This is a genomic window from Tropicibacter sp. S64 (assembly GCF_049803835.1).
Taxonomy (GTDB): Bacteria; Pseudomonadota; Alphaproteobacteria; order Rhodobacterales; family Rhodobacteraceae; genus Pacificoceanicola.
Map to the genome: position 1 here is coordinate 99,101 of NZ_JBNAGK010000009.1, position 21,874 is coordinate 120,974.

Consider the following 21,874-nt stretch of genomic DNA (forward strand, 5'->3'; position numbering starts at 1 on the left):
GGCCATGGCGCCAACCTCAGGTGCCGCATAGGCCCGACGTTTGGAGCAAACGACGAATTGTGATACCATCCTCCGGAATTTACGGACTTTATTCAATTTATGGGGGATATATCATGAAGGCAGTTCTACTTGCGGGTGTCATGTGGGCAGCCGCGTTTTCCGCCCCGGCCGCAGATGCGGCGACGCTGGTCACCGATGGCACAACGGGCATTGGCAGTGTCCACGGCGCGACCGGCGTGATCGTCGGCGGCAACACCTATACCGTCACCTTCCAGGACGGGAGCTGCGCCGGGCTGTTTTCCGGGTGCGATGAACAGACGGATTTCCCGTTTCCGTCCGTGCCCGGATCCGCGGTGCTGACCAGCCTGGCAAACGACGCCGTCAATGCGCTGTTGACGCAGGTGTTTCCCTTGATTTCGGGCGTCGAGGCCAATCCGCGCCTCATTCGCGGCTGTACCAGCACCGCGGTGTGCAACGCGCTGTTTCCCTATTTTTACAACAGCGCGATTTCCGGCGCCAACGTGAACCTGATCGGCGTTCAGAACACGAGCAGCGCCCCGGCGGAACGGTTCTTCCGAGGCACGTCGCAGACTTCGGATTTCTCGATCCTCGGCCAGGAAACCTATGTGACCTGGACCCCGTCAAGCATAAACGCCCCGGTGCCCCTGCCAGCGGCGCTGCCGCTTCTGATGGCAGGCCTCGCGAGCTTCGGCGTCCTGCGTCGGCGCAGACGGACGGGCTGACGAACCGGGCAGGGATGCCCCCACCCCGGCCCTCCCCAAGGGGGAGGGAGCCCCGGCGCCTCGCATCCGCGTGATCGCACCGACCCGCGCGGCGCTCGCCCAAACGAACACGCCCCGGGAACGAGCCCGGGGCGTATGCGGTGCCGATGCGGTTTGGCGCGTCTATTCCGCCGCCCGCGCGTCTGCCATCTTGCCGGTCAGTTCCGTCCAGGCGTCGTACTGCGACAGGAAAACCTTGCCGGTCAGGTCGTCGAGGAAATGCGAGCGTTGCAGCCGGTCCATCACCGGACCCTTGACCTCCGACAGGTGCAGGGTCACGCCGCCCTCGCCAAGCCGCCGGTTCAATTCCTCCAGAGTCTCCAGCGCACTCATGTCCACCTCGTTGACCGCCGGGAACATCAGGATGACATGCTTGAGCGGCTGCTCGCAGGCGACCCGGTTCAAGATGTAATCCTCCAGGAACCGCGCGTTGGCAAAGTAAAGGCTCTCGTCCACCCGCAGGGTCACGATGCTCTCGTCGGTTTCCACCTTGTGCCGCTTGATGTTGCGGAAATGATGGGTGCCGGGAACGAGGCCGACCTCCGCCACATGCGGGCGCGACGTCTTGTAGAGGTGCAGGCCGATGGACAGCAGGACCCCCGCCGAGACGCCGGTCTCGACCCCGAAGCCCAGCGTCAGGACGATGGTGGCCGCGACTGCGGTGAAATCCACCCGTGAGTAGCCCCAGGTCTTCTTGAGGATCGAGAAATCGACGAGGCTGAGGACGGCGACGATGATCGTCGCGGCCAGCGTGGCATTCGGCAGGAAGTAGAGCAGGGGGGTGAGCAGCAGCGCGGCCAGCGCGATGCCGATGGCGGTGAAGCCGCCCGCCGCCGGGGTCTCCGCGCCCGCGTCGAAGTTCACCACGGAGCGCGCGAAGCCGCCGGTCACCGGGTAGCCGCCCGACACCGCCGCCGCGATGTTGGAGGTGCCGAGGCCGATCAGTTCCTGATCGGGGATGATGCGCTGGCGTCGCTTCGCGGCGAGGGTTTGCGCCACCGAGACGGATTCGACGAATCCGATGATCGAGATCAGCAGCGCCGACATGAACAGGCTGCTCCACAGCTCCGGTGACAGCGAGGGCAGGGTGAGCGGCGGCAGGCCCATGGGCACCTCGCCGACGATCTTCACCCCCGCCCAGTTCGACAGGCCGAAGACGAAGGTGACCAGCGTGGTCACCGCCACCGCACCCACCGGGCCTGCCTTGGCCAGGATGTCGGCCATGCGCGGCTTGAAGCCTTTCTTCAGCAAGAGCGGCTTCAATCCCTTGCGCACCCAGAACAGGAAGGCCGTGGCGGAGACGCCGATGATCACCGTCACCCCGTTGGTCTGGCCGAGGTTCTCCCAGATCGAGCCGAGCACGCCGGGCAGGGTGTGCCCCTCTACCTTGATGCCGAGGATGTGCTTGAGCTGGCTCGCCGCGATCAGGATGCCGGAGGCGGTGATGAAGCCTGCGATCACCGGGTGGCTTAGGAAATTGGCGAGAAACCCGAGCCGCAACACGCCCATCACCGTCAGGATCACGCCGGAAATGAAAGCGAGCGTGCCCGCCGCGAGGGCGATCTGCACCGGGTCCGTCAGGCCGAGGTTGCCGATGGCGGCGGCGGTCATCAGCGAGACCACGGCCACCGGGCCGACCGCCAGCGCCCGCGAGGTGCCGAACACCGCATAGGCGACCAGCGGCAGGATCGAGGCGTAAAGCCCCATCTCCGCGGGCAGACCGGCCAGCAGCGCGTAGGCCAGCGACTGCGGGATGAGCATGATGGTCACGATCACCGCCGCGACGAGGTCGGAGGTCAGGGTGTCCTTGTCATAGGTCTTCGCCCAGCCGAGGATCGGCAGGTAGCGGGTCAAGCGGGTCGCGGGGGTGCGTGCCATAGGCTTTGTCCTGTCTCGCCGAGCCGAAGGACGACTCGGGGGTTACGCGTGGTCGGTCTTATATATTCCGAAATATGAATTTGAAAAGACCAAACACGCGTGTCTTCCTCTTTTTGGCCGCGCGCGGCGGACCCGCGCACCGCAGTCCCAGGCCTGACCCGGGACCTCATCTGCAACCATGAGGCCCCGGCGCGGGGGCCGGGGCTGCGTTGCGTTCACTTCGCCGACACCGTCTCCGGCTTCGCCATCCATTCCTTGCCGCGCAGCATCGCCTTCCAGTAGACCGGCGGCAGGATCTGCTCCTTGAGCAGCCAGGCGGCGCGGGTCGGCTTCGTGCCGTCGATCAGCCACTTCGGGAAACTCGGCAGCAGCGTGCCGCCATAGCCGAACTCCGCCAGCACGATCTTGCCCCGCTCCACCGTCAGCGGGCAGGAGCCATACCCGTTATAGACCGACACCGGCGACTTGCCGTCGATGTCCGCCGCGACGTTGTTCGCCACGACCGGCGCCTGAATCCGGGCTGCCGCCGCGGTCTTGGCGTTGGGCGCGTTCATCACGTCGCCAAGGCTCCAGACGTTGTCATAGGTCTTGTGGCGCAAGGTGCTCTGGTCGACGTCGACCCACCCGGCGGCATCGGCCAGCGGCGAGACACGGATGAAGTCCGGCGCGCATTGCGGCGGGCAGACGTGCATCATGTCGAAGTCCACCGTGACTTCGCTGGCCTCGGTTTCGGGTTTCGACACCTTGAAGGTCGCCGTCTTCGCCTTGCCATCCACGCGGATCAGGTTGTGGAAAAAGTTCAGCGTCGCGTCGTATTTCTTCACGTATTCTTCCAGCGCCGGGACATAATCCTTCACGCCGAAGAGTACGCCACCGGCGTTCATGAACTGGATGTCGATGTTCTTCAGGACACCGCTGCGGACCCAATGGTCGCCGGACAGGTACAGCGCCTTCTGCGGTGCGCCGGCGCATTTGATCGGCATCGGCGGTTGGGTGAAGAGGGCGCGACCCGTCTTCATCCCCTTCACGAGCTCCCAGGTGTAAGGGGCCAGATCGTAACGATAATTCGACGTCACGCCGTTCTTGCCCAACGTTTCCACCAGGCCGTCGACCGCCCCCCAGTTCAGCTTCAGCCCCGGACAGACGATCAGCCGGTCGTATTTCACCACGCGGCAGCCGTCGAGGATCACCGCGTTGTTCTGCGGCTCGAAGGCGGCGACGGCGGATTTGATCCAGTGCACGCCCTTCGGGATCAGGCTGCCCATGGTGCGGGCCGTGCTTTCGGCCTCGAAGATGCCGCCGCCGACCATGGTCCAGCCCGGCTGGTAGTAATGCACATCCGCCGGGTCGATCACCGCGATTGTCAGGTTCGGCTTGCGCGCCTTGAGGCTCGACGAGACCGCGATGCCCGCCGCGCCGCCGCCGACCACCACGAGGTCGAATTTCGCATCGCCCTCGTCCGTGGGCGTCTTGCCGCCGTTGACGATGCGGCGCACGACACCCGCCATGTCATAGCCCGCCGCCTTCGCCGCCTGCAGGATGTCCGCCGGGGCCATGCGCTTCGCCTGTGACAGCGACCAGAGCGTGGCGGAGCGGGTGCCGGTGCGGCAATAGGCGAAGACCGGGCCGGGCAGCTCGCGCAGTGCCTTGCCGAAGTCTTCCGCGTCCTGGTCCGTCACCGTCCCGCTGACGATCGGAAGATAGCGCACCTGCAGGCCCGCATTCGCCGCCGCGGCGGCGATTTCGTCGAAACTGGGCTGGTCCGCGCCTTCGCCGTCGGGGCGGTTGCAGATCACCGAGCGATAGCCTGCCGCGGCAATCTCCGGCAGATCGGACGGCGCGATCTGTGGCGATACGGTGATGTCTTCGTTGATCGTCTTGAATTCCACGGCACGTCTCCTCGGATCCGGGACTCAGGGTTGATCTGGCAGTCTTAACATTCACACATGCGAATGCGATATGGGTAATCGCGTCGCATGCAAAGGTATTCCGTGAGAGCCCCTATGCGGCCGAACGGCCGATCTGCCCATCTATGCCGATTCCTGCTCCGAACTTCCTAATTTTCTGGCGAAATTCGGGATAATAGGTCGTATCGCCCGGCTTTTCGGGGTATTCCGGGTCAATCTCCCGTGAACATTCTGTTAACTTATGGTTGTGCGCAACGGACGCACGAACCATGGACAGGGAGTACACCACATGACCAACAAGATTGTCGTCGCCTACGACGGCAGCGCGGCTGCAACCCGGGCTCTGGCCTTTGCCACCGGCCTTGCGCAGAAACAGGGGGGCAGCGTGCTGATTGCGCATGTGCTGGAATGGTCGCCCTATTCCTTTCTGACCCCGACCGAGATCGAGGAACGCCACGCCCGCCGCAAGGAAGAGATGGCGCGTGCGGAAACCGCGATTGTCGCTCCGGCCAGGGCCGAGGCGGAAAAGACCGGCGTGCAGGTCGAGACGGTCATCAAGTACGGTCACATCGCCGAGACCCTGAGCAAGATCGCCCTCGCCGAGGAGGCCACGCAGATGGTCATCGGCCGCGACGGGCAATCCTCGTTCGGTGCGCGGGTGTTCGGCTCCGTGGTGGGCAGTCTCGTGCAGATCGCTCCGGTGCCTTGCACCATCGTTCCCTGATACGCGCTCTCACAGAACAGGACAGTTTACATGCACACACTCACACAACGGGCGGCCTTCGCCCTCACCGGCCTGATTTCCCTGGCCACACCGTCGCTGCTGATGGCACAGGAGGAGGCGCAAGGTCTGGACGAGAAGATCAACGCGGGTTTTGCCAGCGCCACCGGCTGGTTCGTCAACCTGATCTTCATGCCGTTCCCCGGCACCTCCTTTCCGTGGATCGTGGCGTGGCTCGTGGTCGCGGCCACGGTGTTCACCTTCTACTTCGGTTTCATCCAGTTCCGCGCCGCGGCGCATTCCATCGCGCTGGTCAAGGGCGACTACTCCGATCCGGACGACGCCGGTGAGGTCAGCCACTTCCAGGCGCTGGCAACCGCGCTGTCCGGCACCGTCGGTCTCGGCAATATCGCGGGGGTCGCGGTGGCCGTTGGCATCGGCGGGCCGGGGGCGACCTTCTGGATGATCCTCGCGGGTCTCATGGGCATGGCGTCGAAGTTCACCGAGTGTACGCTCGGCGTGAAGTACCGCAACGAGTTCGCCGATGGCCACGTGTCCGGTGGCCCGATGTACTACCTGACCAAGGGTTTCGCCGAGCGCGGCCTTCCCGGCGGGCGTTTCCTCGCCGTGCTCTTCGCGATCTTCTGCATCCTCGGCTCGCTTGGCGGCGGCAACATGTTCCAGTCGAACCAGGCGCACCAGCAGCTGGCGGGGATCGTCGGCGAGTACCCGGGCTGGATCACCGGCGTGATCTTCGCGGCCATCGTCTTCGCCGTCATCATCGGCGGTCTGAAGTCCATCGCTTCCGTGACCGAAAAGGTCGTGCCGTTCATGGGCGTGCTCTACGTGCTGTCGGCTCTGGTCATCATCGTGATGAACGCCGACATGATCGGCTGGGCCATCGGTCAGATCTTCGCCGGCGCCTTCACCGGGCTCGGCGTCGCGGGCGGGATGGTCGGCGCGCTGATCCAGGGCTTCAAGCGGGCGGCGTTCTCGAACGAAGCCGGCGTCGGCTCGGCGGCGATTGCGCACTCGGCGGTGAAGACCAAGGAGCCGATCACCGAAGGCTTCGTCTCCCTGCTGGAGCCGTTCATCGACACGGTGGTGATCTGCACCATGACGGCGCTTGTCATCATCATCACCGGGCAACTCGCCGTGGACCCGGCGACGGGCCTCTACATCGTCGAGGATGGTGCGATCAAGACCGTCTCAGGCGCGTCCGGCGTGGGTCTGACCTCCGCCGCCTTCGCCTCTGCCTTCTCGTGGTTCCCCTACGTGCTGGCGCTGGCGGTGATCCTGTTCGCTTTCTCGACCATGATCTCCTGGAGCTACTACGGGCTGAAGGCCTGGACCTACCTCTTTGGCGAGGGCAAGACCACGGAACTGGTTTTCAAGGTGATCTTCTGCATCTTCGTCATCATCGGCGCGGCGGCCAACCTCGGGCCGGTCATCGACTTCTCCGATGCGGCGATCTTTGCCATGGCGGTGGTCAACATCATCGGGCTCTACTTCCTGATGCCGATCGTCAAGGCGGAGCTGGACAGCTACTGGTCGCGGTTGAAATCGGGCGAGATCAAGAAGTTCACGCACTGATCCCGGGACGACACGGACAGGGAAAGGGCCGCCATCTGGTGGCCCTTTTTCGTGACGGAGAAGGCGCGTCAGGACCAGCGATCTTACCCGTGGGTAAGGTTATCTTTTAAAATCAGTCAGTTGTTAAGATTTCGCCAATCTGTATGAACGATATCCTGCGAAGAGGCAGCCTTCCTTGCGAAAGACGCATGTCGATGAGCTTCGCAATTTGGGAGGCGGAGAAACCCAGCTTGCCCATCCAGCGGATGGGGAGGCGCCCTGTCCTCAAGCCGACACTGCGCCGAGCGAATGTCCGGCGCCAACCGTCGATTGTTGACAGGGTCATGAGGGCACCGGACCAGCGCGAACCATCCGGAATATTCCGTCCCGGTTTCGGCGGCAGGGGTTCATGGCCCGGATCGGTCAGGCGCTCGCACGCCGCGCCGAACGTGCCATGTCCAGCGCCTTCGGGGCGGCCATCGGCCACCCGGTCGGTTGTCTGAATGTCGCCGTCACGATCTGGGACGGCCGTAGCCACTTGGGCTTCTCCGCCTCGCGCGGCGGACGTGTCGGGAACATGGGGATCCTTGAAGGCGGGGGCGGGACGCAGCGTGGGGGCCGCCCCGCCGCAGGCTCGTCAGGCAGGCTGTGACGGGAACAGGGTCATCCACAGCAGCCCGAACATCAGGAGCGCCGCCGAAAGCGCGGCTGCGGCCGTGCGGACCGAGTTCCAGAAGGTCCAGCGCGGCACGTAGGTCTGCAGCCAGTAGTCGCGCGTTGCCTCTGTGCTCGGTTCCATCCCGGCCAGCGCCTCGTTCATCGGCACGTTGAAGGCAACCGTGACGCCAAAGCAGCCGATGAGATAAACCAGCGCCGCGAGACCGATCAGCGTGCCCGGCGGGCCGGATAGCGCCGCCCAGGCATAACCTGCGATCAGGACCGACACGGCGGCCATGCCGAGGAACAGGGCCATGAAGACCCAGCGAAAGACCTCGCGGTTGATGACCTGCATGGCCTCGATGCCAGCCACGCCGCCGGTGAGCGCGAGGGAACGCATGATGAAGTCCGAGAAGGCGAGGAAGACGCCCGCGACCAGCGCATAGGCGAGGATGACGAATTGCATCAGGACGATGATGACAGGGGACATCGGTTGGCTCCTTCGATTGGGAAGGATGCGGCGGGAGCCTTGTCCGCTCCGCCGCATCACAGGGTGGTCAGTGCGCCACGCGTGCCGTGGTGGCGGACCCGGTGCCTCGCCGGAAGGCGAAGAGACAAAACGCGGCGATGGCGAGTTCCAGGGCCAGCGCGCCGAGGATGCCGCCCGATGGCATGCCGTCGATGGCAAGGCCGATAGCGCGCCCGGCCGGGAAGGCGAGGAAGACGGTCAGCGCGGCCATCATCGCGGCCTGCCGCAAGGCTGTGTTGACGATCCCGGCCAGCATCACGGCTCCGAAGGCCGCGAGCCCGGCACCCGGAGCGCGCAACTCGCTCAGCAGGCTGGGATCGGGCCCCAGCGCGATCCCGTAGCTTGCGTAGAAGGCGCGCGGAGCGGCGAGGATGAAGCCGCCGATACCGAGCGCGGTGATGCCGGCCACGCCGAGCGCAAGTTTCTGGATGGTTGTCATGGAATGTCCTTTCCGGGTGACGGTGGATCGTCGATCAGGCCGCGGACGGCCATGCCTGCGCCCTGGCGGCGGCGCGGGCGAAGTCGGCGAAGTCGCGCGGCGGGCGCCCGAGGGCCTGCATGACGCCATCGGTCGTATGGGCGTTGCGGCCGTCCAGCGTCTCGCGGGCAATGGCGGTGAAGACATCGGCCACGAAATCGCCGCCTGCTGCCGCGACATTCGCGTGGAAGTCCTCGAAGCTGATCGGAATGTGCCGGATTTGGCGGCCGGTGGCCTGGCTCAACACCCCGGCCATTTCCGCGAAGGTCATCAGGCGCGGCCCGGTCACCTCGTAGAGCATGCCCCTGTGGCCGTCCTCGGTCAGCGCCGCGACCGCGACATCGGCGATGTCGTCGATGTCGATGATCGGCTCCGCGACAGCGCCACCCGGCATCGGCAGGACGCCGGCCAGAACCGGATCGCGCAAGTAGCCCTCGGAGAAGTTCTGAGCGAACCACGCGGCGCGGACGATGGTGAAATCGACGCCCGAGTTGCGCACGACCGCTTCGCCCAACCGGGCATGGTGCTCGCCGCGTCCGGAGAGAAGGACGAGGTGTTCGACGCCGACATCCTTCGCCGTCTCGACGAGCGACTCGAGTTTCTCGACCGCGCCGGGGAAGGCGAGATCGGGAAAATAGGTGACATAGGCCGCGCGGGCGCCGGTCAGGGCAGGGGCCCAGGTGTCGGGCGCTTCCCAATCGAAGGGCGTGGCCGAGGTGCGCGATCCCCGGCGGACGGGAAGGTCCTTGGCCTCCAGCCTGGCGGCGACGCGCGCGCCGGTCTTTCCGGTGGCGCCGATGACGAGAATGGGTCGGTCTTGCATGGGTCTCTCCCTTGGTTCGCGTTGACGTCCAAGGGATAGGCGACCGCCGCAGGCGTGGTATTGACCGGGATCGCCAGCGTTTTGACCGACGCTGCCAGTCGCCGTCAGGCGCCCGCGCGTGTGTCGCGCCAGCCGGCCCAACTTTCGGGGAACGGGCGCCTGCCGTGGTGCGTCACGACCCGGTGCGCTCCTTGCGATAGCTGGCCGGTGTCACGCCGACCCATCGCTTGAATGCGCGGGTGAAAGAGCTCTGCTCGGCAAATCCGGTCAGAAAAGCGATCTCGGCGAGGGAGTGGCCATCGTCGCGCAGGAGCCCCTTCGCCAGGTCGCGCCTGGTTTCCTCGGTGAGGGTCTGGAAGCTCATCCCGTGTTCGGAGAGCCTGCGGTGGAACGATCGTGCGCTGAGCCCGAGCCCCCGCGCGATGTCGGCCATCTTCGGCGTGCCCTCGCTGAGCGCCTGCGCGATGGCATCCCTTGTCCTTGCAACCAACGGAGACTCGTCGGCGATCTCCGACAGCTCCCTTTCAAGGTGCGAGACGAGGTAGCGCGAGATGCCCACGTCCCCGAGTATGTTCGGCTGCGCAAGTGTGTCCTGCGAGAACAGGATGCCGTCGAGTTCCGTCCCGAACCGGACGGCACAACCGAACCAGTTTTCGTGTGCGGTGACCGATTTCGGGGCGGGATGCCTGATCAGGACTTCGAGGGGAACAACGGGCACCGGGCTGACCTGCCGGGCGATCGAGACGGCACTGGCCAGCGTCGCCTCATTGGACAACCGCAGGCCAAGGCGCCGCTCGCCTGGACGGTGCAGGATGAACAGGGTGCCGCGCGCTTCGGGGCGCAGTTCGTATTCCACCACGCCGGTCCAGAGCCGGGCATAGCGTTCCACCCGCGCATAGGACGCGCCCAGCGTCGTCGCCGCCTTGAAGGCGAGACCCAGTGCGCCGTATTCGTCCAGCCGCATCGAGGCCCCGGTGCGCACCGGTAGATCGGTGACATCCACCTCGGCCGCGATCCGTTCGAGCATGTCATAGTAGGTGACGGCCGGAATCATCGCCTTCGGATCCCAGGGCGCATCGGGATCTATACCCGCGTCCCGAAGGTGCGCCGCGCCGTCAATGGTATCGCCAGCGGCGGTGACCATCTTGCGCGCGAAGAGCGAAGTGACATAACCCATTTGACAAGCCTATTCGGAGAACGGGCAGACGCAAAGACGGTTGGTCGCGCCTGCCTGATGCGGCGGTGGGGTCGGCAGAGCCACCGTCCCCGGACGGGTGCGTCATGGCGATGATCCGGAGCCGCGCGCCTCGTTTGACCGCAATTCCGATTGGCAGAAACAGAGGGGTCTTTGTCCTAACGGTCAGGGGTCGGTTCGGCGTAGTGTCCGACCATGGAACACAAGACGACATATCGGACAGAGGAACGCGGACGCAGCGTGGTCATGGTGACCTACCCGGACGCCCATATCCTCGACGTGGTGGGACCGCTGGAGGTGTTGACCGGCGCAAAGTACTTCCTGCCGGAAGGACCCGCACCCTACGACGTCGAACTCGTCGCCGCGCAGGCCGGGCCGGTCCCGACCACGTCGGGCCTGAGTCTCACGGCCGATCTCGGCTTTTCACAGGCGATGGACGACACCGCCCTTATCGACACGCTGATCGTCAGCGGCGGCCACGGTACGGTGGCGGCGCTGGAGGACAAGGCCCTTTTGGAGTTCGTGCGGCAGGCGGCGCAGCGGGCGCGCCGGGTGGTCTCGATCTGCACCGGCGCGATCATCCTGGCCGAGCTTGGCCTGCTGGACGGGCGCCGCGCCACCACCCACTGGTGGTGGTGCCCGATCCTCGAAAGCCGCTACCCGAAGATCCGGGTCGAGCGCGACGCGATCTTCGTGCGGGACGGAAACATCTGGACCTCGGCGGGCGTGACCGCCGGCATGGATCTCGCGCTTGCGCTGGTCGAGATGGACTGGGGCCATGACGTGGCGTTGCAGGTGGCGCGCTACAACGTGATGTACATGATGCGCCCCGGCGGGCAGTCGCAGTTCAGTGCGCATCTGGTGGCGCAGGCCGCCGAGGACCCGGCGATCAACGCCACGCTGGCGCATATCCTCGCCCATCCCGGCGAAGCGCTGACGGTGACCGCGCTGGCCGCGCGCGCGGGCCTGTCCGAGCGTACATTTGCCCGGAGGTTCAAGGACGAAACCGGCCTGACGCCTGCGGCCTATGTCGAAACGGCACGGGTGCAGGCCGCGCGGGTCGCGCTGGAAACGAGACCTCAGGGCATCGAGCAAATCGCCGGTGAGGTCGGTTTCCAGAATGCCGAGCGCATGCGCCGCGCCTTCCAGCGCCATCTGGGCGTGTCCGCGTCCGAGTATCGGGACCGCTTCCGCGGTGTCGAGGCCGGCGCAGGTCAGATCCGCGACGGTCCCGGCTAAGCCTCGCTCAAGTCCTCTTCACCAAACCCGCATCCCGCCCGGACCGTCTCCGGGCGCGGGATCCCCTTTTCCCGACCCCAAGGATACTGCCCCATGAAGCCCTTCGTTTTCCTTCTCCTGACCGCTGGCTGTCTTGCCGCCTGTGCCGACAGCGGCGCCAATTACACGCCAATCCTCGACGGACCACCGGCACCGGCCTTCCAGGGCGATCTTGCCGCCTGCCAGATGCTGGCCCGGGATCAACGGCAATTCGACCAGGAAACCGCTGGCGCAACCGTTCTCGGTGCCGGTGCGGGCGCTCTGCTGGGCGCGGCCGACGACGAGGCGGACGCAGCCGGCGGGGCCATCGCCGGCGCCCTGGCAGGGGGCATCGCTGGCGCGGTGCATGCAAACGACCGGCGCGAAGCCATCGTTGCCCAGTGCCTGCGCGGTCGCGGACATCGCATTGTCGGCTGAAAACCATTTCCTTCCATCTCAGGAGTCTTGACCCATGTCGTCACTGGTTATCCGCCGTCCCCTCCGTCTGAGCGGGGCGATACCTTTCTTCAGAGTCATCTTGCGGCGGCAATCGCCACATTCCTTGTCTAAACAGATCCCGACCTCGGACCCTCTCCGGCGCGATATCGGCCTTCCCCCGCTGGAGCACCTTCCGGTTATCCGCAGCCCGTTCGGCACGCGGATCTGACCGCCGCCCGACCCGTGTCCTGGAGCACAGCCATGACCACGCAAACCGTCGCCGCAGTCTATGCCGCCCTCGCCATGCTGCCGGTCGCAATGCATCTCGGGCTCGCGGCCGGGGCACCTCTGGGCCGCTTCACCGCGGGCGGGCGTTTTCCCTGGCGCTTGCCGCCCCTGTGGCGCCTGCTGGCGCTGGTGCAGGCAGCGCTGCTCGTCGGCATGGCCCTGGCCATTTCGGGCCGGGGCGCCGTGCTGGACTTCGACCTGCCCGGACCGGCCTTCTGGCTGGCGCTCGCGCTGACTTTGCTATCAACGTTCGCCAGCGGAGCCAGTCCGTCCCGCCCCGAGCGTCTGCTCTGGACCCCGGTCCTGCTTGCCATGAGCGCCGCCGCGATCGGCGTTGCGATGCCGTGAAAGGAAACGTCTTGCAAAAGGTCTTCATCGCCGGGGCGACCGGGTATCTCGGGCGTTACCTCTGCGCGGAATACAGGCGTCGCGGCTGGCACGTGACGGCCCTTGTCCGGAACCGCGCGCGTGCGGGAGACCTGGCGGCGGATACGCTTGTGGAGGCCGAAGCCACGCGCCCCGACGAGATCGCCGGTGTCATGGAGGGCGGCGAACTGGTCGTCTCGGCGCTCGGCATCACGCGTCAGGCCGACGGGCTCGGCTATCGCGATGTGGACTACGGCGCAAACCTCATCCTCCTGCGCGAGGCGGAGCGCGCCGGCGTGCAGCGTTTCGCCTATGTGCATGTCCTGAACGCGAAGGCGATGCGGCATGTGCCACTGGTCGCGGCGAAGGCCGATTTCGTCGATGTGCTGCTGGCCTCGTCCTTGCCCTCCACGGTGATCGCGCCGTCCGGGTACTTCTCTGATATGGAGGCGTTTCTCGCGATGGCGCGGTCGGGGCGGGTCTGGCTGTTCGGATCCGGTGCGCCCCGGATCAACCCGATCCACGGCGCGGACCTCGCTTTCGCGATCGCCGAGGCGACGGAGGGCGGTCGCGGATGGCTCGACATCGGCGGTCCGGATGTGCTGACGCAGAGCGGGATCGCCCGGCTGGCCTTCTCGGCGCTCGGCCGCGAGCCGCGTATCACTTGTCTGCCGGATGCACTTCGCAAGGCTGCGCTGACCGTATTGCCATGGGTGACTCCGCGCAGGGTGCATGGTCCCGCTCAGTTCTTCCTGACCGCGATGGCGCTCGACATGGTGGGCGAGACGCATGGCAACCGTTCGCTCGCCGACCATTTCAGCGGACTCGCGGCGGTCGAACAGGTGCGAACTGAACAGGGGCGCCGGACATGACGCTTGTCTTGGCGGTGGCATCGTCCCCTTGACGTGCGCCGCAACCTGTCTTGCCGGTTTCGCTCTGCGGGTGACGGTGCCGATTCCGCTGAACCATGGCACCGCCAACATCGACCCCGTGACTGCCGCCGCGTGCGATGATGGTGCCGTGGCAGCGGCGGGTAGGGGATCTGTACCGTCACGATCTTCAGCCTGCGGCACAGGGTCGAGCAGTCCGGAACGGGCCAGTCCAGCCCCGCGCGCCGCAGCAGACTGGCGCCCCTTCGGCGGTGCGGCGATCTGGGTGGAGAACTCGGGCGACACCCCCACCGCCCCGCGCGAGATGCTGCGGATCGTGAACAACGGCGGGCCCCAATTCACTCTTGCCAATGCCGTCACCGGCAAGGAATGGTATTTCAGCCATGAAAACAACGTCCAGGGCCGTTTCATGATCAGTCATACCGACGGAGCAGGAGGCTGACCGGAACTGGCATTGACCTCCTGGGCGATCTGACGCTGAAGGGCCAGCTCTACACCGCAGGCTCCTGCGCCGCGGGTTGTGCCCGGGTGTTCGACGAGGATTACCCGCTGCCGACGATTGCGGAACCGGCGGAGCTGATGAAAGATTGTGTCGCCCGGCGTTGTTTGGGAGCGCCGAGCCTCGGAGAGATCAGGGCTTGATCGGGAGGCCACGGCGGGCAGCCGGATGGAAGGATTGTCGGCGGCGCGGGCGAGTGTTTCAAGCGACATGTATCGCCGCGCGACCGCCCATTCATCATTGGTCTCGAGTATCAGCGCACCGGCGAGGCGGATGATGGCCTCGTCGTTGGGGAAGATGCCGTTGACGTCCGACCGCCGCTTCCCCTCGCGGATCACCCGCTCCAACGGGTTGGTCGAGGCGATCCGGGTCGCGTATTCGCGCGGAAAGGACATGTAGGCGAGGATGTCCTCCCGCGAGGCGTCCATCAGGGAGCCGAGCTTGGGCCGCTTCTCGCGCAGGGCATCGGTCACGATCTCCCATTGGGCTTCGGCTTCTGTCTTGGTCTCCTGCGCGAAGATCGTCTTCAGCATTGCCGCCACGGCGGTGCGCTGCTTTGCCGGGTCGTGGGCCAGCGCGTTCCTCATCCATTGAATGAGGCACCTCTGGTGGGTCGCGTCGAAGACCCGACGTGCCGCTGCGCGCAGCCCCTTGTGGTCGTCGGCGATCACCCGTTTCACGCCGCGCAGACCGCGGTCCAGAACGGTAAGCGGGATCGGAAAACAGTACGGGGGACTTTTTTCCCCGCGCACGCCTCCGAAGGGCCGGTGGCGACGCCCGGAACCTCGCGCTTGCCGTCGTCGTCGACCGCCACCGCGATTATCCCCGCACGGCTGACGATCCGCCCCCCTTCGCGGACCTTGAGGTAGGTCGCATCGAGCCAGAGACAGGGCCATGCGCCTTCCAGCGGCCGGGACAGGAACGCGTTCACGCGCTCATCGAGCTCGGCGCAGAGCCGGCTGGGGAACTCATAGAGGCGCTTGAGGCCAAGGGTGTGGGTCTTCGCATCCTGAGCTTGAGATTGGACACCACAACGGCGACAGGCAAGCTCATGCTCAACGTGCTGGGCTCTGTGGCCCAGTTCGAACGGGAGATGATGCTTGAGCGTCAGAAAGAGGGCATTGCCAAGGCGAAAGCTGATGGCAAGTACAAGGGACGGGCTCCGACTGCCCAGCGCCTGAAGACCGAGGCTCAGGAGCTTCTGGAACAGGGGATGAGCAAGAGGAAGATCGCTCAGTCCCTCGGGATATCGGAGAGGTCCGTCTACCGGATCACCTGAACAGAGAATTGGTTTGTGCTGCGGCAAGAAACACGCTGCGGCACATCGAATGTGAAGAAAAGTGTGGTAAAGAGGTGTGGTAAAATTTTTCTCAGCCACAGCAATTCGTTTTAAATCAACGTCTTGCGTGGCTCTTGGAGAAATGGCGGAGAGACAGGGATTCGAACCCTGGGTCCCCGTGAAGGGACAACGGTTTTCGAGACCGCCCCGTTCGACCACTCCGGCACCTCTCCGCGGGGGTCTGGGTAGAGGGCGTTTAGCGAGGTTCGCGGCGGCGTGCAACAGGGAAATGACGCCTCAGCCAAGGTTCTTTTGCAGCGCGGCGAACGGCTCTTGGATTTCCCTCGACGGAGCCATAGATTCACCCGTGCAACAACGGGAGCACGCATGTTTACGATCCGACAGACCCTGATGGCGGGCGCAGCCAGTCTTGTTCTGGCCCTGCCGGTGCAGGCCGCGCCGGTGGACGAGCTCATGCGTGCGGTCCACATCGACGAGATGATCGAGATCATGCGCACCGAGGGCCTCGATTACGGCGAGGACCTCGCCCGGGACATGTTCGGCGGGCCCGGCAATGCGGCCTGGGATGCGATGCTCTCGCGCATCTATGACACCGACAAGATGGCAACCGTTGTGCGCGGCACGTTCCGGCGCAGCTTCGGCGATACCGAGGCCGCACCGCTGCTGGACTTCTTCGACAGCGAGACCGGGTCGCGGATCGTCCGGCTCGAGATCGACGCCCGGCGCGCCATGGTCGACGATGACGTGGAATCCGCCGCCCGGGACAGTTTTCAGGCCCTCGACGGCTCGGACGATGCCCGGCTGGAGCAGGTGCAACGCTTCATCGAGGCAAACGACCTGATCGAGGCGAACGTGACCGGCGCGATGAACGCGTCCTTCCAGTTCTACCGCGGGCTGGTGGATGGCGGCGCGTTCGAAATGTCGGAAAAGGACATCCTGTCCGACGTCTGGTCGCAGGAGGCGGAGACGCGCGCGGACACCCGCGAATGGCTCTTTGCCTACATGTTGCTGGCTTACGGCCCGCTCGAGGACAGCGCGATGCAGGCATACATCGACCTCTCCGCCTCGGAAGAGGGCCGGGCGCTCAACCGGGCGCTCTTCGAGGGTTTCAACACGATGTACGATGAAATCTCCTACGCCCTCGGTCTTGCCGTGGCGCAGCAGATGAAGGGCTCGGACCTCTGACCGGACACGCCGGCCCCGAGGGCAATGGAGAGCCGGCGCGTCGGTGTCGGCCCGCAACTGGAGTCGAGTCGCGCACCGGGCCCGGAGGAGAATCACCCTGGTCGCGGCGCCCGGAGTGCCGCGGACGGGTCCTGTAAACAATTCTCCCGAAGCCACCGCTCCGTTTCCAAAGCGCCGGACAATCAGGTCCGGAAAATGGCGGCATTTGGGCAATTTTGGCCCTAATGCGGCGAAATCCTTGCACAAATTGGCAGAATGAGGCGGTTCTGAGGCGTGGTGTGATCCATGCGGTGGGGCAGGGTCGCGGAACGGAAACCCGATCTGGTGTGCAGGGGAAAGAGCTTTGACCTATTATTCCTATTCTTCCTGGGGCAGCTGCTCCTATTCCAAATACTCCTACTCTGGCTGGGGCAGCTCGTCCTATTCCTCCGGCTCCTCGTGGTCGAGCTGGGGCAGCTATTCCGGCGGCTACTGCGGCTCGTCCTGGGGCAGCTGGGGTGACAAGCTCTGGTCCTGGAGCAAGTCCTATGACTGGTCGAAGTGCTCCTACAGCTGGGGCGGCTCCAATGAGCCGGTTGACCCGGTCGATCCCGTGGATCCGGTCGATCCGGTCAGCCAGGACGACTACATCACCGGCACGTCTGCGGGTGAAGTGCTCGACGGCGGCGACGGCAACGACACGCTGAAAGGCGGCGAGGGCATGGACACCCTCTATGGCGGCAATGGCGATGACCTGATGGTCGGCGGCGACGATCCGGACGAGGCCTACGGCGATTTCGGCGCGGACACGCTCTATGGCGAGCAGGGCAACGACACGCTGAACGGTGGCGACAATGGTGACGAGCTTTACGGCGGCACCGGCGACGACCTCGTTCAGGGCGGCACCGGCGACGACTACCTCGAAGGCAACGAGGACAATGACACGCTGATGGGCTGGGACGGCAACGATACGATGGATGGCGGCACCGGCAACGACTCGCTGACCGGCGGCACCGGCAACGACTCCATGCTCGGCGGTGACGGCGACGACACCATGGACGGTCAGGAAGACGACGACATCCTGTTCGGCGGCTGGGGCAACGACGACATCGGCGGCGGCATCGGCGACGACAGCCTTTATGGCGACGAAGGCGACGACACGCTGAACGGCGGCGAAGGCTTCGACGTGCTGGAAGGCGGCGAGGGCAACGACACCTACGTGCTGGCCAAGGACGGCGGCGGCGACCAGATCGTCGGCTTCGAGGACGGCTCGGACCTGTTCGATCTCGTCGACAGCGGCCTGACCTACGAAGACCTGATGATCACCACCGACGACGATGGCATCACCCACATCAGCTTCGACGGTGAGGAGCTGGCCAATCTCGACGGTGTCGCGGCAGAGGATCTGACCGAGGACGACTTCCTCTTCGCCTGATCGGCCCCCAGTTCTGTTGCAAATTTGTCGGCCCGCGTCCGCGTGGGCCGATTTTTCGTGTCTGACCCGGCGAAAACCCCCGGCGACCGGCCAAGAACAGAATCAATTGGATCGCCGCACCGGCAGAATAATGTCTCAAATCAGGCACTGTCACCGATCCGGAAACAAAGCTGTTTCCGGATTCAGGATTGCCCGCCCAACGGCTTGTAAAAACTGCTAAAATTTTGAGAACGGCCAAATACTGGTTAACGCTTCTTGCCATGGCGGGGGCCATTATCGAGTAGGAGGCGGTCGGGCGCTATGTTCGAAGACAAGGTACGGCATGACGGAACCGTGGGCGCGGATGTGTTCAATTTCGACGCCGGTGGCGATCAGTATGCGGTCATGAAGGGCGGCAATGATCTTGTTTACCTGGGCGACGGCGACGATGTGGGCATCGGTGGTTTTGGCGACGACACGATCTACGGCGGCGATGGCGACGATCTCATCGACGACGAGACCGGCGGCGCGGGCCAGGGCAACGACTTCTTCTATGGCGGCGACGGCCATGACACGATCTACGGCGGTGACGGCAACGACGTGATCGACGGCGGCGGCCATCATGACACGCTCTTTGGCGAGGCCGGCAACGACAGCATCTGGGGCGACAGCGGCAACGACATCCTCGACGGCGGCAGCGGCGACGACTTCCTGCGCGGCGAACTCGGGGACGATACGGTGCTCGGCGGGTCGGGCAACGACACGCTCTATGGCCAGTGGGGCGACGATTCCATGGTCGGCGGTGACGGCGACGACAGCGTCATGGGTCACCTCGGCAACGACACCATGTTCGGCAACCTCGGCAATGACACGATGTGGGCGCATGCCGGCGACGACTACATGGAAGGCGGCGACGGGGACGACTACATGCAGGGCGGCACCGAAAACGACACGATGCTGGGCCAGGCGGGCTTCGACCAGCTGTTCGGCGGCGACGGCGACGATTCCATCGTCGCGGGTAACGGCGACGACACCGTCTATGGCGGCAACGGCAACGACTACGCCTCCGGGGGTGACGGCAACGATTACATGACCGGCGGCTGGGGCATGGATACCCTTTCGGGCGGCGCAGGCGACGACTTTTTCCTGGCCGGTGCCGACAGCGATGTCGTCTACGGCTGGTCCGGCAACGACACGATGGACGGTCACTGGGGCTATGACACGCTGTATGGCGGGCACGGGGCGGACTCCATCACCGGCCACAACGGCAACGACGAGATCCACGGTGAAGACGGCGATGACGTGATCGACGGTGGCCGCCAGAACGATCTGATCTACGGCGGCGACGGGAAAGACACGATCTACGGCGGCAATGACGAGGACACGATCTACGGCGGCAACAATGCCGATTCCATCGAGGGCGGGCTCGGCGACGACGTCGTCAGCGGCGGCAGCGGAGAGGATACGGTCTGGGCCGGCTGGGGCAACGACATGATCGTCGGCGACAGCGGCAACGACCTGCTGAACGGGGACAAGGGAGACGACACCCTCTATGGCGGCGACGACGACGATACGCTCTATGGCGGCGACGGCGCCGATCTGCTGAATGGCGGCTCCGGCCTCGACGTCTTCGTCATCGACGGCGGCGCGGTCGATACGATCGAGGATTTCAGCCATGGCGTCGACCTGATCGACCTGACGGCCTTCGGAGGGATTACCTACGCGGATCTCATGATCGACCAGGTCGACGACGACGTCATGGTGTCCTACAATGGCGAGGTCATCGTCGGTCTCAGCGACGTGGACGACAGCGACGTGGACGCCTCCTGTTTCCTGTTCTGAGACCGGCATTGCCGCTTGACACGGCGTCCCGCCCGGCATAGATGCGGGGCTCCAAGACCGCCCCGTATCCCGGGGCGGCTTACGTTTTTGACAACCGCCCTGACAGGGCGCGCTGTCCGAAGGCACCAAACGCCGGGTCAAACCGGGGCCAAAGGACGCGGCAACATGAAGGAAGACGCGATGTTCGCGGTACTCAAGACCGGCGGCAAGCAATACAAGGTCCAGTCGGGCGACATGCTCCGGGTGGAAAAGCTGGCTGCAGATGCGGGTGAAACCGTTCAGTTCAACGAAGTGCTGATGCTGGGCGGGGACACGGTCACCGTCGGTGCGCCGCTGATCGCGGGCGCAGGCGTGCAGGCCGAGGTCGTGGACCAGATCAAGGGCGAGAAGCTCATCCACTTCGTCAAGCGCCGCCGCAAGCACAGCTCGCAGCGCACCAAGGGCCACCGCCAGAAGCTGACCCTGATCAAGATCACCGAGATCCTCGCCTCCGGCGCGGACAAGTCCGGCGTCAAGGCCGCCATCGGCGCAGGGTCCGTTCCGGCATCCACCGCGGCTGCCGCCCCGGCACCCAAGGCCGCCAAGGCGGAGGCCGCACCGGCCGCTGTTGCCGCCGCCGCCGCAGGCGATGACCTGACCCAGATCACCGGTGTCGGCCCCGCCGCCGCCAAGAAGCTGAACGAGGCGGGCATCACCACTTTCGCCCAGCTCGCAGCTGTCGACGCAGAGACCTTCGAAGCCACCAAGGTGAAGCCTGAGTGGGTCGAGCAGGCCAAGACCCTGGCCTGATAGAGATAGGAGAGTACCTCAATGGCACATAAAAAAGCAGGCGGTTCCTCCCGCAACGGTCGCGACTCCGCAGGGCGTCGCCTCGGCGTGAAACTGTACGGTGGCCAGTCCGCCATCTCCGGCAATATCATCGTCCGCCAGCGCGGCACGAAGTTCTGGCCGGGCGAGGGCGTTGGCATGGGCAAGGATCACACGATCTTTGCCGTGACCGATGGTTCCGTGACCTTCCACAAGGGCCTCAAGGGCCGCACCTTCATTTCGGTCCTGCCAGTGGCGGAGGCCGCAGAGTAAGCCGACCTTAAGGTTTTAGAGACAAAAGGGGGATCGGCAATTCAGCCGGTCCCTCTCTTCGTTTTTGGTACTCGCGTTATAGGGGGTCGTTGCCCGTCGCATTCGCAGAATGCGGAGCGACGGGCAGGGGCCGACCCCGACAGCCATTGCACAGGAGGAGCGTGCAAATGAGCATAGACATGTTGGAAAAGCAGCCGGTGATCACGTCGGAGCGGTTCGACCTGCGTCCGCTGCGGCGCTCGGACATGGGGTTGATCGACCACTACGCCGGGGACCGGCGCGTGGCCCGGATGACCACCTCGATCCCGCACCCGTTGCCGCCGGGGGCGTCGGAAGCCTTCGTCACCCGCTCGACGGCGCCGGATCGCGACACGATGGTCTGGGCGCTCGACGGCACGCGGACCGGCGGGCCGGAGTTGATGGGCCTCATGACGCTGAAGATCATGGACGAGGCGCAGTCGGAGCTGAGCTACTGGATTGCCCCGCTGTTCTGGAACACCGGCCTCGCGTCCGACGCGGCCAAGACGCTGGTGGCGGCGAATCCGCTCGGCAACGAGACGCTGTTCGCCTGTTCGTTCCAGGACAACCCGGCCTCGGCGCGTGTTCTGGTGAACTGCGGCTTCGAATACATTGGTGACGCGGAGGCCTACTCCGTCGCCCGCGGTGCCAAGGTGCCAACCTGGACCTATGTCAACCGCCTGACCTGACCCCTTGCCGGGGGGGGGGGGGGGGGCCCCCCCCCCCCCGCCCCCCCCCCCCGGGGGGCCCCCCGCGCGGCCACAGCACCACCGGAG

At 65.3% G+C, this 21,874-nt stretch carries 21 protein-coding genes, 1 tRNA gene and 2 pseudogenes; 14 read left to right on the forward strand and 10 right to left on the reverse strand.

Annotated elements, in window-relative coordinates:
- Positions 1-113: 113 nt before the first annotated feature.
- Positions 114-743: a VPLPA-CTERM sorting domain-containing protein gene (locus tag ACP159_RS15210; RefSeq protein ID WP_425100564.1), complete on the forward strand. Its 630-nt coding sequence runs from the start codon at positions 114-116 to the stop codon at positions 741-743.
- A gap of 162 nt (positions 744-905) precedes the next feature.
- Here ACP159_RS15210 and ACP159_RS15215 read toward each other — a convergent pair whose 3' ends face one another.
- Together ACP159_RS15215 and ACP159_RS15220 are read right to left on the reverse strand one after the other, a co-directional pair.
- On the reverse strand, positions 906-2,660 hold the full coding sequence (locus tag ACP159_RS15215) for a SulP family inorganic anion transporter (protein WP_425100565.1): 1,755 nt from the start codon (positions 2,658-2,660) through the stop codon (positions 906-908).
- 215 nt (positions 2,661-2,875) lie between these two features.
- Positions 2,876-4,549, reverse strand: a complete 1,674-nt coding sequence (locus ACP159_RS15220) for a TIGR01244 family sulfur transferase (RefSeq protein ID WP_425100566.1) — start codon at positions 4,547-4,549, stop codon at positions 2,876-2,878.
- A 307-nt stretch (positions 4,550-4,856) separates the two neighbouring features.
- Between ACP159_RS15220 and ACP159_RS15225 the strand changes: the two genes are divergently transcribed.
- Positions 4,857-5,291 (forward strand): universal stress protein, encoded by a 435-nt coding sequence (locus ACP159_RS15225; protein ID WP_425100567.1) that lies wholly within the window; start codon positions 4,857-4,859, stop codon positions 5,289-5,291.
- A gap of 30 nt (positions 5,292-5,321) precedes the next feature.
- The gene (locus tag ACP159_RS15230; RefSeq protein ID WP_425100568.1) at positions 5,322-6,881 is read left to right on the forward strand and encodes an alanine/glycine:cation symporter family protein; all 1,560 of its coding nucleotides are present in this window, start codon (positions 5,322-5,324) and stop codon (positions 6,879-6,881) included.
- Between the two features lie 112 nt (positions 6,882-6,993).
- On the opposite strand, the gene ACP159_RS15235 is transcribed toward ACP159_RS15230, so the two are convergent.
- The 5 genes from ACP159_RS15235 to ACP159_RS15255 form a co-directional block, all read right to left on the reverse strand.
- Positions 6,994-7,398: a hypothetical protein gene (locus ACP159_RS15235; protein ID WP_425100569.1), complete on the reverse strand. Its 405-nt coding sequence runs from the start codon at positions 7,396-7,398 to the stop codon at positions 6,994-6,996.
- Between the two features lie 99 nt (positions 7,399-7,497).
- Positions 7,498-8,007, reverse strand: a complete 510-nt coding sequence (locus tag ACP159_RS15240) for a DUF1772 domain-containing protein (RefSeq protein WP_425100570.1) — start codon at positions 8,005-8,007, stop codon at positions 7,498-7,500.
- 67 nt (positions 8,008-8,074) lie between these two features.
- On the reverse strand, positions 8,075-8,485 hold the full coding sequence (locus ACP159_RS15245; RefSeq protein ID WP_425100571.1) for a DUF4345 domain-containing protein: 411 nt from the start codon (positions 8,483-8,485) through the stop codon (positions 8,075-8,077).
- A 34-nt stretch (positions 8,486-8,519) separates the two neighbouring features.
- The gene (locus ACP159_RS15250) at positions 8,520-9,347 is read right to left on the reverse strand and encodes an NAD(P)H-binding protein (RefSeq protein ID WP_425100572.1); all 828 of its coding nucleotides are present in this window, start codon (positions 9,345-9,347) and stop codon (positions 8,520-8,522) included.
- A 172-nt stretch (positions 9,348-9,519) separates the two neighbouring features.
- A complete protein-coding gene (locus tag ACP159_RS15255) occupies positions 9,520-10,524 on the reverse strand; it encodes an AraC family transcriptional regulator (protein ID WP_425100573.1) in 1,005 nt (334 codons plus the stop codon).
- A 213-nt stretch (positions 10,525-10,737) separates the two neighbouring features.
- Here ACP159_RS15255 and ACP159_RS15260 point away from each other — a divergent pair, with 213 nt between their 5' ends.
- From ACP159_RS15260 to ACP159_RS15275, 4 genes are all read left to right on the forward strand, one after another.
- Positions 10,738-11,781: a GlxA family transcriptional regulator gene (locus ACP159_RS15260; protein ID WP_425100574.1), complete on the forward strand. Its 1,044-nt coding sequence runs from the start codon at positions 10,738-10,740 to the stop codon at positions 11,779-11,781.
- Between the two features lie 93 nt (positions 11,782-11,874).
- Entirely contained in the window at positions 11,875-12,237 is a 363-nt protein-coding gene (locus ACP159_RS15265) for a glycine zipper family protein (RefSeq protein WP_425100575.1), read from the forward strand.
- Between the two features lie 261 nt (positions 12,238-12,498).
- On the forward strand, positions 12,499-12,873 hold the full coding sequence (locus ACP159_RS15270; protein WP_425100576.1) for a hypothetical protein: 375 nt from the start codon (positions 12,499-12,501) through the stop codon (positions 12,871-12,873).
- 11 nt (positions 12,874-12,884) lie between these two features.
- Entirely contained in the window at positions 12,885-13,763 is an 879-nt protein-coding gene (locus ACP159_RS15275; protein WP_425100577.1) for an SDR family oxidoreductase, read from the forward strand.
- A gap of 161 nt (positions 13,764-13,924) precedes the next feature.
- Here the strand turns inward: ACP159_RS15275 and ACP159_RS15280 are convergent.
- Together ACP159_RS15280 and ACP159_RS15285 are read right to left on the reverse strand one after the other, a co-directional pair.
- A pseudogene (locus ACP159_RS15280) lies at positions 13,925-14,020 on the reverse strand (transposase); the annotation flags it as partial.
- A gap of 406 nt (positions 14,021-14,426) precedes the next feature.
- Positions 14,427-15,241: pseudogene (locus tag ACP159_RS15285) on the reverse strand (IS256 family transposase); the annotation flags it as partial.
- A 54-nt stretch (positions 15,242-15,295) separates the two neighbouring features.
- On the opposite strand from ACP159_RS15285, the gene ACP159_RS15290 reads away from it, so the two are divergent.
- Positions 15,296-15,559 carry a recombinase family protein gene (locus ACP159_RS15290; RefSeq protein WP_425100710.1) on the forward strand — a complete coding sequence of 88 codons (264 nt, stop codon included), beginning with the start codon at positions 15,296-15,298 and terminating at the stop codon, positions 15,557-15,559.
- A gap of 143 nt (positions 15,560-15,702) precedes the next feature.
- On the opposite strand, the gene ACP159_RS15295 is transcribed toward ACP159_RS15290, so the two are convergent.
- A tRNA-Ser gene (locus ACP159_RS15295) sits at positions 15,703-15,792 on the reverse strand.
- A 154-nt stretch (positions 15,793-15,946) separates the two neighbouring features.
- Here ACP159_RS15295 and ACP159_RS15300 point away from each other — a divergent pair.
- The 6 genes from ACP159_RS15300 to ACP159_RS15325 all read left to right on the forward strand — a co-directional run bounded on the left by ACP159_RS15300 (position 15,947) and on the right by ACP159_RS15325 (position 21,787).
- Positions 15,947-16,765 (forward strand): DUF2059 domain-containing protein, encoded by an 819-nt coding sequence (locus ACP159_RS15300; RefSeq protein WP_425100578.1) that lies wholly within the window; start codon positions 15,947-15,949, stop codon positions 16,763-16,765.
- 343 nt (positions 16,766-17,108) lie between these two features.
- Positions 17,109-18,179: a calcium-binding protein gene (locus tag ACP159_RS15305; RefSeq protein ID WP_425100579.1), complete on the forward strand. Its 1,071-nt coding sequence runs from the start codon at positions 17,109-17,111 to the stop codon at positions 18,177-18,179.
- Between the two features lie 300 nt (positions 18,180-18,479).
- Complete coding sequence (locus tag ACP159_RS15310; protein ID WP_425100580.1) at positions 18,480-20,000, forward strand: calcium-binding protein; 1,521 nt, start codon at positions 18,480-18,482, stop codon at positions 19,998-20,000.
- A gap of 180 nt (positions 20,001-20,180) precedes the next feature.
- Entirely contained in the window at positions 20,181-20,789 is a 609-nt protein-coding gene (locus tag ACP159_RS15315; protein WP_425100711.1) for a 50S ribosomal protein L21, read from the forward strand.
- Positions 20,790-20,810: 21 nt separating this feature from the next.
- The gene (rpmA, locus tag ACP159_RS15320) at positions 20,811-21,080 is read left to right on the forward strand and encodes a 50S ribosomal protein L27 (RefSeq protein ID WP_425100581.1); all 270 of its coding nucleotides are present in this window, start codon (positions 20,811-20,813) and stop codon (positions 21,078-21,080) included.
- 167 nt (positions 21,081-21,247) lie between these two features.
- Positions 21,248-21,787 (forward strand): GNAT family N-acetyltransferase, encoded by a 540-nt coding sequence (locus ACP159_RS15325; protein WP_425100582.1) that lies wholly within the window; start codon positions 21,248-21,250, stop codon positions 21,785-21,787.
- Positions 21,788-21,874 lie beyond the last annotated feature (87 nt).